General features: G+C 62.3%; 17 protein-coding genes. 8 read left to right on the plus strand and 9 right to left on the minus strand.

What is annotated here, in order from left to right:
• The first annotated feature begins 106 nt into the window (after nt 1-106).
• Complete coding sequence (locus tag KF941_RS07020) at nt 107-805, plus strand: helix-turn-helix domain-containing protein (RefSeq protein ID WP_214272925.1); 699 nt, start codon at nt 107-109, stop codon at nt 803-805.
• A gap of 103 nt (nt 806-908) precedes the next feature.
• Here the strand turns inward: KF941_RS07020 and KF941_RS07025 are convergent, their stop codons facing one another.
• The gene (locus KF941_RS07025; RefSeq protein WP_214272926.1) at nt 909-1,532 is read right to left on the minus strand and encodes a TetR/AcrR family transcriptional regulator; all 624 of its coding nucleotides are present in this window, start codon (nt 1,530-1,532) and stop codon (nt 909-911) included.
• A gap of 120 nt (nt 1,533-1,652) precedes the next feature.
• Here KF941_RS07025 and KF941_RS07030 point away from each other — a divergent pair, with 120 nt between their 5' ends.
• A complete protein-coding gene (locus tag KF941_RS07030; RefSeq protein ID WP_214272927.1) occupies nt 1,653-2,042 on the plus strand; it encodes a cupin domain-containing protein in 390 nt (129 codons plus the stop codon).
• Between the two features lie 273 nt (nt 2,043-2,315).
• Here KF941_RS07030 and KF941_RS07035 read toward each other — a convergent pair whose 3' ends face one another.
• Nucleotides 2,316-2,612, minus strand: coding sequence for an I78 family peptidase inhibitor (locus KF941_RS07035; protein WP_214272928.1), 297 nt, complete (start codon nt 2,610-2,612; stop codon nt 2,316-2,318).
• A 236-nt stretch (nt 2,613-2,848) separates the two neighbouring features.
• Nucleotides 2,849-3,286, minus strand: a complete 438-nt coding sequence (locus tag KF941_RS07040) for a YbaY family lipoprotein (protein ID WP_214272929.1) — start codon at nt 3,284-3,286, stop codon at nt 2,849-2,851.
• Between the two features lie 414 nt (nt 3,287-3,700).
• Between KF941_RS07040 and blaOXA the strand changes: the two genes are divergently transcribed.
• The 3 genes from blaOXA (at nt 3,701) to KF941_RS27905 (ending at nt 6,068) form a co-directional block, all read left to right on the plus strand.
• Nucleotides 3,701-4,507, plus strand: a complete 807-nt coding sequence (gene blaOXA / locus KF941_RS07045) for a class D beta-lactamase (protein WP_214272930.1) — start codon at nt 3,701-3,703, stop codon at nt 4,505-4,507.
• Nucleotides 4,508-4,569: 62 nt separating this feature from the next.
• Nucleotides 4,570-5,664, plus strand: a complete 1,095-nt coding sequence (locus tag KF941_RS28535; RefSeq protein WP_214272931.1) for a LysR family transcriptional regulator — start codon at nt 4,570-4,572, stop codon at nt 5,662-5,664.
• Nucleotides 5,550-6,068: an N-acetyltransferase family protein gene (locus KF941_RS27905; RefSeq protein ID WP_346428992.1), complete on the plus strand. Its 519-nt coding sequence runs from the start codon at nt 5,550-5,552 to the stop codon at nt 6,066-6,068. The genes KF941_RS28535 and KF941_RS27905 overlap by 115 nt, the downstream gene beginning before the upstream one ends.
• 144 nt (nt 6,069-6,212) lie before the next feature.
• Here the strand turns inward: KF941_RS27905 and KF941_RS07055 are convergent, their stop codons facing one another.
• On the minus strand, nt 6,213-6,449 hold the full coding sequence (locus KF941_RS07055) for a DUF6429 family protein (protein WP_214272932.1): 237 nt from the start codon (nt 6,447-6,449) through the stop codon (nt 6,213-6,215).
• A gap of 188 nt (nt 6,450-6,637) precedes the next feature.
• Between KF941_RS07055 and KF941_RS07060 the strand changes: the two genes are divergently transcribed.
• Nucleotides 6,638-6,955: an H-NS histone family protein gene (locus KF941_RS07060; protein WP_214272933.1), complete on the plus strand. Its 318-nt coding sequence runs from the start codon at nt 6,638-6,640 to the stop codon at nt 6,953-6,955.
• Between the two features lie 109 nt (nt 6,956-7,064).
• Here KF941_RS07060 and KF941_RS07065 read toward each other — a convergent pair whose 3' ends face one another.
• The 3 genes from KF941_RS07065 to KF941_RS07070 form a co-directional block, all read right to left on the minus strand.
• A complete protein-coding gene (locus KF941_RS07065) occupies nt 7,065-7,388 on the minus strand; it encodes a hypothetical protein (RefSeq protein WP_240540256.1) in 324 nt (107 codons plus the stop codon).
• Between the two features lie 71 nt (nt 7,389-7,459).
• Nucleotides 7,460-7,630, minus strand: coding sequence for a hypothetical protein (locus KF941_RS28325; RefSeq protein WP_346428973.1), 171 nt, complete (start codon nt 7,628-7,630; stop codon nt 7,460-7,462).
• Between the two features lie 78 nt (nt 7,631-7,708).
• Nucleotides 7,709-7,903 carry a DUF1127 domain-containing protein gene (locus KF941_RS07070; protein WP_214272935.1) on the minus strand — a complete coding sequence of 65 codons (195 nt, stop codon included), beginning with the start codon at nt 7,901-7,903 and terminating at the stop codon, nt 7,709-7,711.
• Nucleotides 7,904-8,278: 375 nt separating this feature from the next.
• Here KF941_RS07070 and KF941_RS07075 point away from each other — a divergent pair, with 375 nt between their 5' ends.
• Nucleotides 8,279-9,109: a hypothetical protein gene (locus tag KF941_RS07075; RefSeq protein WP_214272936.1), complete on the plus strand. Its 831-nt coding sequence runs from the start codon at nt 8,279-8,281 to the stop codon at nt 9,107-9,109.
• A gap of 318 nt (nt 9,110-9,427) precedes the next feature.
• Here KF941_RS07075 and KF941_RS07080 read toward each other — a convergent pair whose 3' ends face one another.
• Both KF941_RS07080 and KF941_RS07085 read right to left on the minus strand, forming a co-directional pair.
• Nucleotides 9,428-10,246, minus strand: a complete 819-nt coding sequence (locus tag KF941_RS07080) for a hypothetical protein (protein ID WP_214272937.1) — start codon at nt 10,244-10,246, stop codon at nt 9,428-9,430.
• Nucleotides 10,246-11,967: an AAA family ATPase gene (locus KF941_RS07085; protein WP_214272938.1), complete on the minus strand. Its 1,722-nt coding sequence runs from the start codon at nt 11,965-11,967 to the stop codon at nt 10,246-10,248. The genes KF941_RS07080 and KF941_RS07085 overlap by 1 nt, the downstream gene beginning before the upstream one ends.
• 482 nt (nt 11,968-12,449) lie before the next feature.
• Here KF941_RS07085 and KF941_RS07090 point away from each other — a divergent pair, with 482 nt between their 5' ends.
• The gene (locus tag KF941_RS07090) at nt 12,450-13,358 is read left to right on the plus strand and encodes an HNH endonuclease (RefSeq protein WP_240540375.1); all 909 of its coding nucleotides are present in this window, start codon (nt 12,450-12,452) and stop codon (nt 13,356-13,358) included.
• Nucleotides 13,359-13,372 lie beyond the last annotated feature (14 nt).

Below are 13,372 nucleotides of genomic sequence, written 5' to 3' on the forward strand. Positions count from 1 at the left end.
TGATGTCCTGCCGCTTATGGCCGCGAACCCGCCGGCGATGCTTCGGTAAAGGCCGAAGCATTCCCCGCATTTCCGCGCTAGGATGCCGGCAGCCGGAGGGATCGCCATGGCCACATCGAACCGCATCGCCGAGGTCGCCGCCGCCGTGGGCGAGCCTGCCCGCGCCGCCATGCTGGCCGCGCTGATGGATGGCCGGGCGCTGATCGCGACCGAACTGGCCGAGGTCGCCGCGATCACGCCGCAGACCGCCAGCGGTCATCTCTCGCGGCTGGCGGCCGTGGGGCTGGTCGCCGCCGAGAAGCAGGGCCGCCACCGCTATCACCGCCTCGCCAGCCCCGAGGTCGCGCGGATGATCGAAAGCGTGATGCAGATCGCCGGCGGTCTCGTGCTGTCCCCGCCCCGCACCGGCCCGAAGGAGGCGGCGCTGCGCCATGCCCGCACCTGCTACGACCACCTGGCCGGTCGATTGGGCGTCGGCATCGCCGATGCGCTGCAGGCCAACGGCGCGGTCGAGATCGCCGGCGATGCCGCGGCCCTCACCGAGGCCGGCCGGGCCAGGATGCAGGCCCTCGGCATTCTGGCGGCGGATCGCGACATGCACGGCCGCCGCCCGCTCTGCCGTCCCTGCCTGGACTGGAGCGAGCGCCGCCCGCATCTGGCCGGGGCTCTGGGCGCCGCCATCTGCACCCATGCCCTGGATCGGGGCTGGGTGCGGCGCCGCGCCGGAACGAGGGCGCTGGAGATCACCCCGGCAGGCAGGATCGGTTTCCGGCAGGCGTTCGGGGTCACGGAAGCTGCCGGCTGATCAGGGCTGGCCGCTTGCGTCCGGCATATCCGCATGGCCGCGGCGGGGGGCGCACCGCGGCAAGGGGCTGCTCGCGAGTGGGCGGCCACCATGAAAGCTTCCCTCAGGAGCGCCCCGCCGGGCATGTGAGGTAGGCCATGACCATCCTCCGACACTCGCCTGCAAATCTCGCTGTCGACAGGCTGGCGGGATGCTGCTCGAGCGCGCGGTGGGCGGCGGTTTCCAGCAGGGCTTCCAGCATCACCGCTGCCTCCGAGGGATCGAGATCGGCGGCCAGTTCGCCCGCATGGCGCCGCAACCGGGTCTCGATCAGTGCCGCGATCCGGGCGCTGAACGCCTTCCTGTGATCGCCACGACCGACGCGTGGCGCAATCTCGATCAGCACCTTGTGGAGCCGTGGATCGTGCGGGTGGCTCTCGAAAGCGGTCGCGACAAGCGCGTCGACCGTCCGGGCCAGCGTATCGCCTGGTCCTGCCGCAATCGCCTGGGCGAAACGCGCAGCAAAGATCTCGCCGTAATGATCGACCACCGCGGCCGCCAGCGCCTGCTTGTTCGGATAGTACTGGTAGAGCGAGCCGATGCTGACCCCTGCCCGCTCCGCCACCATCGCGGTGGTCATCCGCTCGAACCCGGCATGCGCCAGAACCTGAGCGGTCGCCTCGATGATGGCGCGAATCGTGGCCTGCGCCCGGCTTTGGCGCGGAATTTTCCGTGGATTCACATCCATCTGCACCGTCCTCCCGTCCTGAACGGGAATGCGAATACAAAACATGAGGAATTCGTCACATATTCCAGGCGTCAACGCAAGCAAGGTCGCGGACACTGCGGCCGGAAAGGAAGAAACGCCATGACCGATACGAATTCCGCTCTCGACCTGAGCCGCTTCCATCTGCATCTTGAGGATGGACCGCGAATACGCCCGGTTTCGCTGGCGTCCGGCGGAGGTCCGGCGGAGGGAAAGACACTCGCCGTCTTTTCCGCCGAACGGCCCGAGGATGTTCACCCGGACTATTGGGAGATGCATCCCGGTGGCGATGAGTTGCTGATCCTCTGTTCCGGCAGGCTGGAGCTTGATATCGAGAATGCCAGCGGCCTCCGCACGGTCGAACTGACGCCGAGGACCGGCCAGGTCGTGCCAGCGGGCAGTTGGCATCGGCTGCGGCTCAGGGAACCATCGGTGCTGATGGCGATTACCCACCGGAGCGGTACGCAGCGCCGCAAGGATCGCGAGGCGTAGACCGGGGCGCGGCCTGCCCAGGCCCGTAACGACCGGGAAAACCATGAGTGAAGGCCCTTCCAGGCGCGGGGGGACGATCGGGAGCCCCCCTGCCCGCCATCGAGTACCGGCTCCGGGCCGGCATGCCGGCATACGGCCCGGCGGTGAGCTGGTCGCGCGCTCGGTCCTCGCGGTTGCCGCTGGCGCCGACGCTCCATGCCGTGCTGGTCCGGCCGCTGATCCGGGGCCTTACCGAGCAGATGACCTATAACAGCTATCTGCTGCAGCCCTTGGCTAGCCGCAGCTCGCGCGAAGGATCTTGCCGGTCGCCGGATCGGTTTCCACCGTCACGCGCTCCTGGCGATAATCCATCGTCACGCCCTGCCCGGGCTGGATCTGGCGCACGATGGTGGCGCCGGTCAGCTGCATGGCCTGTTCGTCGGTCAGCCGATCCTTGCCCGCCAAGGCCTCGGCGGCATCCGGGCGACAGACTCCCGGCGCAGCCTCGGCCTGCTGCGCTCCCTCTTCGCAGGCGGCAAGGGTGACGGCGGCCACCGACAGCATGGCGGCGGCGATCAACTTCGGTTTCATCTGGCCGATCCTTCCTTGAATAGGGTCGCGGAGCATCCGCGACATCAGGTTTGGCTGCAAGATTAGCCGGGGCGGCGCCGGAATGCCAATGGGGCCGAGGCATCATGCGAGCGCCGATCCGATCCCGCCGCATCGAAGCCGGAAGCATCAATACCCCTTCCTCCTGCATTCGACACCCGACAAGCCTGAGCCTCTCGATGCCTCAGCCGCCCGGACGCCGGCACCCGTCGGCTATTTCAGCCGCCGACCCGCTCCAGCACGAGTTCGGTATTGTCCGCCCCGCCGGTCAATATGGGATTCATGGTCGTGGTGATGAACAGCAACTCGTCGCCGGAGGTAATCCGCGCCTGCAGGGCATAGCTGTGCCTGTCCTCGATCCGTCCCGGATCGTAGGAAAGCGCATACGGTACCGGAACCTGCCCTTGCGGCCGGATTTCCGTCACCGCAATCGTGGTCGAGGGCGCATCCGCCAGGGATACATCGACCAACGAAACCTCGATCCGGGCCTCGGGCGGCAGGGCCATGCGCTCGCGCCACGTTACCGTGCCACGGATGGTGTCCATATGGGCGGGCATCGCGCTTCCTTCTGCGCCGGTTGCGTTCGGCGCCTCGCAGGCGGCCAGAATCATGAGCATCGCCGCACAGGTCGCACGGGCCAGCTGTTGAAAAATCATGCCTGTATCCATTCTGCAGGGCTCGCAAGAGACGATGATAAAAGTTCATCGCTGTTGGTACACCCTGCCGCAAGCCCTGCGTCTGGGCAAGCGGGCCGGGAATCCGATACCTCGCAACTCGGGCCGCCTCCAACCAGATATGAATTTCCAGCCTGTTTCGACGCGCTCGTCCGGCGTGGGCCACTTCAATGCCTGATCTACTTCTACGAGATTCCCCCGTTCGGGACCAAAAAAGCGCGCCGGCTTGTCGATGTGCCGGCATCCGAGACGCCACGGGTCTGCACGTTGATCGAGCCGGGCGACCGCATACGGAATCGCATCATTCCAGATCTCGACGCCACCAGTCGGAAGATGACTTGGACCATGGCCCCGACCGGAAGGTATGCACGGACAAGGCAGGAAAGGAATAATCCCATGAGCAAGTTGATCTTCGTCGCGGCGTCCGTTCTGGCGCTCGCCATGCCCGTTGCCGCCGAGGAGCGCGTGGTCTGCACCCTCGCCGTCGAAGCCGGATCGGCGGAGCCGCTTCTGCATGAGGGAAACTGCGACGAGCGGATCTCGCCCGCATCGACCTTCAAGGTGGCGATCAGCTTGATGGCATTTGACGCCGGGATCTTCGCCGCACCGGGAGAACCGGAATGGCCCTTCAAGGAAGGTTACGCCGACTGGAACCCCCAATGGAGGCAGGCGACGACGCCGGAAAGCTGGATGCGGGATTCGGTCGTGTGGTATTCGCAGCGCGCCACCGAGCGGCTGGGGGCGGAACGGTTCGCGGCCTATGTCGATGCATTCGACTACGGCAACAAGGACCTTTCGGGCGACAGCGACAAGGGCAACGGCCTGACCAATGCCTGGCTGAGTTCCTCCCTGCAGATTTCGCCCGCGGAGCAAGTCGCGTTCCTGACCCGCATGATCGGGGGCGATTTGCCGGTCTCCGCCCCCGCCGTCGAGCAGACGAAGGCGCTAATGGATACCGGGGAGCGGCCCGGCGGCTGGCACGTCTACGGCAAGACGGGCGCGGGGCTGCCCTTCGGGTCCGACGGCGAATTGCTGCAAGGCCAGCCATTCGGCTGGTATGTCGGATGGGCGGAACGGGACGACCGCCGGATCGTCTTTGCCCGCTTGGTCTGGTTCGCAGAACGCCCGGACGCATCGCCCGGCGCGGTGGCGCGTGAAGGCCTGTTGAGGGTTCTGTTCGCGTCGGACGGCGCGCTGGATTGAAGCTGCCTTGACGGGACATCCCGACAGGTGCCTCTTGCCCTGAGGCAAGGAGCGGCGGACCCATGAATATCGAGCAGTTGCGCGATTTCCTCTGCGTTGCGGAAACGCTGAATTTGACACTGGCCGCGGATCGGCGGAATACGACGCAATCGAACCTCAGCAAACGGCTGCGATCCCTGGAAACCTATCTCGGCCGCATCCTGATCGACCGGCGCAGCCGCCCGGTTTCCCTGACCCCGGCGGGGGAGGATTTCGTGCCGAAGGCCCGGCAGGTCCTTTTCGAGATCGACGCCTTCAGGGGCGGCTCGGCACCCTGGAGTCCAAGTGAGGGCGGTATTTCCATCGTCATGCCACATAGCGCTACAGTGGCAGTGTTTCCGCGGTTCCGGGAACGGCTCTCGCATGGGATGTCCGGCATCCATTTCGCGCCCCGCATCGCCAATCACGACACTGCGGCGCGGTTGCTGGTCCGATCCGATACCGATCTCGCCATCGTCACGCGCCACCCCCAGGTTCCCATCGACGAGGATTTCACCGTGTTCCAGCCAGCCGATATCGCAACCGACCGGCTGGTGGTCGTGGAACCGCCCGAGGCCGGGGATGCGGTGCTGCCCCTGCATGTCCCGCATCCCCTGACCTATATCGGCCGGATGTGGGAAGCCAGCCGCATTCCCTTGCCGGCAACCGATGAGGTGCCCCACGGCATGGCGGCCTATATCAGGGCGCATTGCCTTGCCGGGCGGGCGCGCGGCGTCCTGCCGGAATCCCTGGTGGAGGCGGATATTGCAGCGGGACGATTGGCCGTCAGGCACACCAACGCAAGCATGGACTATGTCATATCCCTGTTTTGCGCACCCCGCGCGTCCCGCCGCGCCAGACAGGTATGGGCCCTATGTGCCGACGCAATGTCGAATTCTCCGCATATGGTCTGGTTTCTGCTGGCAATGCTCTGTCGTCGGCAAGGCCGGGGATGCAATGAGGGCTCCGACAGAGTAGACGGACAGTTACGGCAGCATTCTACACTCCGAGGGACGGCATGGACATCCGCGACGCCGAACAACGCGACATCGACGGGATCACCGCGATCTACAACGATGCCGTCGCCCATACGACGGCGATCTGGAACGAGACGCAGGTCGACGACGCCAATCGCATGACCTGGCTCGCGGATCGCCGCAAGGCCGGTTATCCGGTGCTGGTGGCGGTGGACGAAAATGGCCAGGTGCTGGGCTACGCCTCCTTCGGCGACTGGCGGGCCTTCGACGGCTATCGCCATACCGTCGAGCATTCCGTCTATGTGCGCGGCGACCAGCGTGGTGTCGGGATCGGCCGCGCCCTGATGCTGGTGCTGATCGAGCGTGCCTGCGCCCTCGGCAAGCATGTGATGGTGGCCGGGATCGAGGCTGGCAATGATGCCTCGATCCGGCTGCATGAGAAGCTGGGCTTCGAACAGACCGGCAACCTGAAACAGGTCGGCGCCAAGTTCGGCAAATGGCTCGACCTGGCCTTCCTGCAACTGACACTGGACCAGCGCGAGGCGCCTGATCGGAACGCTCCCTGATCAGCGTCGACCGACCGGCCGCATCAGGCCCCTTCCTCTATCGCGATCTGCACCGCGATATCGCGAAGCGTAAGCCGAGTCCGGCCGCAGCGCACCGATCGGAAAGGCGGCTTATTCAAGGGTCTTGCTTCCATCATCAGCCGACTACCGCCCTTCCCCTTTTGCGAACATCTCTCGGAAGAGCTGCTCAGAGCGAGCAATCCCCTCGTCGGTAAGCCAAACCGATTTTGCCTTGTTGACCGGATTGCCGATAAGGCCCTTCTCGTAGAGCCGGTTCATCGCACCCCAGTCGTGTCCCTTCCATGCTCGGCCGTTGCGGTCGAGCGTCAGGTAAAGCAGCGCGAGGACCGCGTCGTCTATCTTGTCTTCATCGATCTCCATTGCGTGATCTCCTACCGATAACACCCGCACCTTTTATGCTCCATGGTATCCGATAAGGCGCTCGGCCACGAAGATGGAGGCAACACGGCTGACAGGGAATCGCGATCTTGCCAAGAGAATGGCCAACTAAAGAAATTGCCTGATCGCGCTCAATAGTTTAGGCCGAAAACCGAAAAGTGAGGAACTCCATGACCGATATCGATCTGAATGCCCTGTCGCTGGCCGAATTGAAGCAGCTGGAAAAGAACGTGGCGAAAGCTATCGCATCCTTCGAGGATCGCCGGAAAGCCGAGGCCCGCGCTGCGGCGGAAGCGGTGGCAAAGGAGCACGGTTTTTCCCTGGGCGATCTGGTCGACGTCGCCTCTGCCAGAAAATCCGCAGCCGTGGCTCCCAAATATCGCCATCCGGAGAACCCGGAGATCACCTGGAGCGGTCGTGGCCGCAAGCCTGCCTGGATCGCCGAAGGTCTGGAGGCCGGGAAATCCCTTGAGGATTTCGCCATCTGAATGACAAGCGGGACGTGGGGCCATGCTTTTGGGCCTGTCCGCACGTCCTCCCGGTCCTGAACGATCCAGCCTGCTGTCCAGTGCATCATCGCCCGTTCTGGCGGCAGGATCACTCCGTGCATGATCCGGTCTGCGCCAGGCCGGGATCGAGAATGGGATCATCCCATCTGGCCGCTGCCTTCATCCAGGGATCAATGGAATCCCGAAACGCCGGCTCTTCGATGCGCAGCAGGAAGGTATAGAGGCGATTGACCACCTGGCGCATCAGGTCGCGCATCTCACCATCGTCGAGCCGCGACAGTTCCGTCCAGGGAATACGCCTGCCTGCGCCATCGACGACGACAACGTCGGAGAAATCCCCGGTCTTGGTCACCGGCACCAGCCCGGCATGCAAATCCTCCAGCATGCTGTTGCGCACGCAGATCATCGCCATGGCCTTGGCCAGCCGGGCTGCGGCCCTTTCCTCGTCCTTCCGCTTCATTCGCCCCTCCCGATCAATCTCTCTCACAGCCCCGGCAGGCCGAGGCCGAGCTGCTCCTCTCCGCCATTCTCCCCTTGCGGTTCCAGCGAGGATAGCGTCACGCCCAGCAGCCGTATGCCCTTTTCCACAGAGAACAGCGGCTCCAGCAGCGCCAAGAAGATTGTCGTCAGCCGGCGCGATGATCGCGAAAGCACTCCGAACGCTTCGTTTCATGCGCACATGAAAAAACCCCGCAGCACCGCCACGGGGTCCGTTCATCGATCGGGATGGCTTCAGAGGCCGCGTGCGACACGCTCGATATCACCGCGGGCCAGGCCGATATCGGCCAGTTCGCGATCCGTCAGCGCGTTCAACTCGCGACGGGTGATGCGGGCGTCGTTCCAGGCGGCAATCATCGCGGTCACGCGTGCAAAGACCCCACCAAAGCCAGCGGCAGCATGGTTATGGCTCATTTCGACAGCGGACATCTCGGCACCTTTTTCATCTTGCCCAATCATTGGGCTTGTTTCGGACACGATGGATATATGCCGGGCAAATCGTGGAAAGTAGCCGTGATCCCGACAAGGCCGCTATGCATTCTGCGCCGCAGCATGGGTGCCTGAACGGGCGCGATGGTCCACCGACCGACCGGGGCGAGATGATCCGGCTGATCGATTACACGTCTCCCTGAGGTAAGGCAGGCCGACCGGTCGAGCGTCCGCGCAGTCCACACCTTGCTTCTTGAGGGCAGGCCTGAGCGCCCCCGAACCCATTGTCGCCGTTCGGTTCGAAGCTGATCGGTCGATTGCCAGCGCGGCGGTTTACTGGAACAACTGACCAGCAGACAAGGCCAGGAGGGGCACATGCGCAAACCGGCAAAGACGCTTGCTTTGGCAGGACTCCTGTTGGCGGGACCAGCTTTTGCCAGGGCGGCCGAACCGGATGTGGCGGATTTCCTTGGCCAGCGTGGTTGTGTGATCGGGCCGGGCACGCTTGCAGAGGCCGAGGCAGAGGGCATAACTGCCGCCGCGCTTGAAGAATTTGCAGCCCGGGCCGTCCAAATGCCAGGCAGCCGTCAGACAGGCGAATGGCTGGTGGTCGCGCCTGACCTCTGCAGCATCACCTTCCCGCTGATCGAGAGCGAACTGACGCTGGATGATCCCGAGGTGCGGGCAAGCTTTTCTGCGGTGGATGCCTACGCCCAGCATGGTGACCACGGCTGCTTCCTGGACGGCGACAAGCTGAGATCCGCCCTGCAAGACAGTCGTGGCTGGGATGCGGAGCGAGCTTTCACCGCCTATTTGCAGCTGGTGGGAACAGGGCTGCAATCCGGTGAGCTGGCCTTTCACACGGACGATCCCCTGCGCACTCCCGTCGGCTTTGCACTGACAACCGGCATCTGCGGCGAGGTGCCGGGAATGGATGTAATCCGCGAGGATCACACGCTGATGATGCGCCATCTCGATGCGCTCATTCGCGATACCGCCACCGCCGTCCCGTGTGACGAAGGGGCGTCGTTGATGAATATGGAGCGGCCGGATTTCATGACGAAGATAACCGATGGCCGCTATCGGAACGCCTGGGGCTGGCTGGAACTGATGATGATGGCGATGGCCGCCGACTGGTATGAAGGCACAAGCCTCACACGCAAGGGTCAGCCGCGCCCGCCGCTATGCCATATCGCCGAGGAATAACCAGGCTTGCGCTCCCCCGCATCCCGAACCTCCGCATGATCCGTAGAGCATATCGTGCCGCGCAGACTCGTCGCCACGAGCCCACCAGCGACATTCGATCAGTCCGCAGCAACGCACGCCGTTCGCTCGCGCAGCGGAAAGCGCGGCCCAAAGACGCCGGTCGACCTCGACAAATGCTGCTCTGCCGCATCCCTGGAAGCTGCCATTCGTCTTGCGCCGCAGCAAAGACGCTTGCTCCGGATTTTGGATCGCACCAGCCAACCAGAGACGCCGACCGCCGACGACCAGACCACGCAATCGTAGCGGCTTCGCAGATGCTCAGGGTGGAAGTGCCCGCACCCGTTGCATCAACATTGCCACTACCAATGGATCAGCAAGCACGCCACGCAGGAATCCAGCATCCCAGCTATTTACGCCATGGCATTCGACGGCGTCCTTTAGTTGGATCTTAAGCTCGGCTCGCATAGCTTCCACGGTCGGCGCTGCGCTCACACGCCTTCGCAATTTAGCTGGCAAAGGCCCCCAAAGCCGTCGAACAGAATCGCGCCATTCTTTGCCGAGCAACGTCTGCACATGGAATTCGACAATAAGACGATGGCGGCGGCGAAGCGTCGGCAGCGCGACGGCTTTGAATTGCAATGCATCGAGGTCGGGACCAAACTGAATACGCCACAGCGCGCGCGATGCCCAACGATCATAATACGGATGGATGAATCGCTCTTGGCGACGACTGCCGCGATAGGTTCCCCCCTTCTCGTCAGTGTTGCACATCGTGCAGGCCGGCACGAGATTCTCATGCAGAATCGAGAATTCGGGATAGCGACCGCGAGGCAGTGCATGATCGAGCGAGCGTCCACCGAGAGAACCACACATCGGGCAGCTTTGAAACGGCTCTGCTGGCCGCCGTATCCGCTCAATAGGACCCGAGCTTCTACGGCTGTCATACAACCCGTAGAGAGCATCCGCATCCGCACCGATGAAACCGGCTGGCTGCACACGCCAAGGATTGCCGCAGAATTTTTTGTAATTCGCTGCCGCAGCTAGCCAGAGTGCTTGGCGACCACTCCAGCCCTTCTTGCGGCACTGTCGCAGGATGGTACCAATGCCCGCACCGGGAGGTAATGGAAGGTACTGCATTACAATAGATCCCGCTGTGCGAGGAGCTCGGCAATATAGGACAGCGTCTCCGGATTGAGATCGGCATCAAATCTTTGGCGGATTTGCTTCAGGGTTACGTCTGGATTTTCATCGATATATTGCTCGATAACGCTTTGGAATCTGTGTTTTGGGCCAACGTCGCCGAACACAAACTGCGATATCGTATCGATGCTTGCGCCGAACGTCTGCATCACTGGCGGATCGATTGTGATCGTCTCGTCGCCGGGTGAGCGCGTGATTATCCGTACACGTCGCCGCGGCACTTCGCGTACGACATAGGCTGAATGGGTCGCGATCAGAGCAATAGATCCCGATTGTTCAAGTAAGCGGTCCAGTATTTCCATGAACTGAGAGATGTAGTTAGGGTGGAGATGCGTTTCCGGTTCGTCGAATAGGAAAATGCTCCCGCGGCGCAGCGAGGCGACCGCATAGGCTGCAAACCGGAGCAACGCGACTTCGCCGCTACTTAAATTGCGCGGACGCATGCGATCGGTCATGACTATGGGCGGACGGTCGGTGTTAATACGGGCATAGAGCTCAAGATTGCGCTTCTCGTTCATGCTACGCAAAACGGGGAAATAGTCACGACCTTCGATGCGCGTCGGCGATGGCAGACTGTCGGGCTCTATCGCGTCGTTCAGCTCGACCAACAGATTTTCGGAAATGCCAAGCGGCTCAAGCACGGAGTTCAACAGAGCCATTGCTCCCGTTCGCCGGAAGCCCTGCGTATCGCTGTCGGCGCGTAGACAATCTACCAGTGCCATCGTCAGGCCGCCGCCCTCGCCGCCGAAGGCGCCGATCATTCGGTGATAGCGATAGTCGATCCCCTCCCAGGGCGGAAGCGATTGTGGATACGGATCCGACGCCACCGACGAAAAGACTATCAATCGCGAAAAATTCGGCCTCGGCTCGAAGATGGCGGCACGATCAACCTTGAGCTCAGCTTCCCAAGGGGGAGCGACCCGCAAACCATCAATCATTGCCTTGAGCAATCGTGTCTTGCCCGTGCCATTTTGACCGACCAACACGAGCGCGCGGCGTGACAGCGGAAAGGCTTCGCCGAAATCGGCATCAAGCATATGTATGCCCGCGATACCACGGAGATTGGCTTCGACCGCAAACGAGTTCGCCGCCTCCTCGACATCAGGTGGTCGATTGGGTGTCAAATAGCGGTCTGCCTGACGAAAGGCGACCCAGGTGGCTTCGTTGCGCAGTGCACCCTGATGGAAGCCGATCGTGCCGGCAAGCGCGAGTGTAGCACAGTCCTTCTCTTCATTCTCCAGCTTCGCAAGCACCGCATCATGCATGCGCCGTAGGCAACCGATGGTATCATTAAAGCCAAGCAGCTCGACGAGCGCGCGGTAGTCGTTTTCGCTCTCCAATACCGAAACGAGCTGCTGGGTGATCCGACGGATCGACCGCCTCCGTGGTTGTTCGGCCTCGCTTAGGTTGAGCTCATCGATGAGATACGTTTGCAGCTGCTCCCAACCATCGATCAATAGTCGCATACGAAGCGGACCTTCAGCGCCCTCGACCCCGATAAGGTACAAGTCGGCCCGCAGCTTGAACCCGAAATCATTCCAGTTATCGGCATCCGGAACAATTACTAGTGCGCGACCGTCAATGGGACGCCGCAGCGCCGCATCGAGCGACAATGCGAGATACACTGGCACATCGGAATCGACAGGAATACGCGGCATTTAGGTCCCTCAGCTTGGGAGCAGATTCTAGACCAGAAAATCTGCCCACATCTATCTTTACAGCTACTTAGCTCGACAGCTACCAAACAACAATCGGACAGATGCGCACGTTTCCTGACCCTTCCGAATCCCTGCAATTTGCCGATTTATCTGAAAGCGGTCTCTAGTTTCGGCCATCGGAAACGGCTGCAAGGTCCAGAGTTCAGTCGCCTAGCCTAGGCGTGCAGCAACATGCTGCAGAATAGCATCCGGCAGGTTGGCGCCCCAGCCGTGCCCTTGGCCCTGACAGGCTAGGCCGGCCCTTACCTGCCGGTCGCACGGACAGGAGCTGCTTCGCCGCACTCTCCAAAAGCTGCCGTACGTCTTGCCTCGCAACAAGCACCCGGCCAAGATGGCAGCCATGCGGACGAAGCTGTCGATCTGAGCTGCTGGCAGAGATGAAGGCGTCCATTAACGGTCCCCATGATCTAAGGGCTGAAGCGATGCGTTGTTTATTCTGCAAAGCCCCGTCGGACGCGGCAACGAGCGTGGAGCATGTCATCCCACAGTCTTTGGGCAACAGCCAGGTCATCCTGCCGCGGGGTATGATCTGTGACCCCTGTAATAACTACATCGCCCGCAAAATCGAACAGCCGCTTCTCGCCCACGAGTCGTTCCGAAACCTCCGGGCTTGGTATCGCATCCCCAACAAACGGGGCAGGCACGCCAGTCTGTTCGGCATTATCCCGGGGCTAGACATTGGGGTGAACTTTCGGATCGGCCAGGACGGTCCAGAACTCCAACTCGAACGGAGTGGCGACGCGGCGGCCATTCACGCCCATCTCGAAGGCGCGGGTGAGAATGGTCTTACGGCCATCCTCTTCCCGCACGACATGCGACCTCCAGAGCGCGAAATGTCTCGGCTCCTAGCCAAGATTGCGCTGGAGGTATTCGCATTGCGTCTGTCGGAGACCCCAGTCGGGGTCGGATGCCTGATTGATGACCTCCACTGGGACCGGATTCGTCGATGGGTACGCGTTGGCGATACCCCCGATCACTGGCCTTTCCATATGCGGCAGGTCTATCCGGAAGAGACGCTGATGACTCATCCCGTATCAGGGGACTGGGTTCAGGCCGGCTACATCATCGACTTACTGTTGACTAGGCGGCGCGAGCACTACATCGTATTCATCTTCTACGGCTATGAGTTCGCACTGAACCTGGGCGGCCCATCTATCAAAGGTTATGAGGAATGGCTTGAGGAGCATCCGGGCCTCAGCCCCCTAATTGAGCGGCTTGGGTTGAGACTCGAGACGGACGCGGATGCGACCCGACTGATAGGGCAGCCCTCCTTGCAAGCCGGTATCGACTTCGATCTGGCTCAGGGCGTTGAAGGCCTGTGGGATGAATAAGGGTCCAGTTGGAG

The organism is Paracoccus sp. pheM1 (assembly GCF_018499825.1).
GTDB classification, from domain to species: Bacteria; Pseudomonadota; Alphaproteobacteria; order Rhodobacterales; family Rhodobacteraceae; genus Paracoccus; species Paracoccus versutus.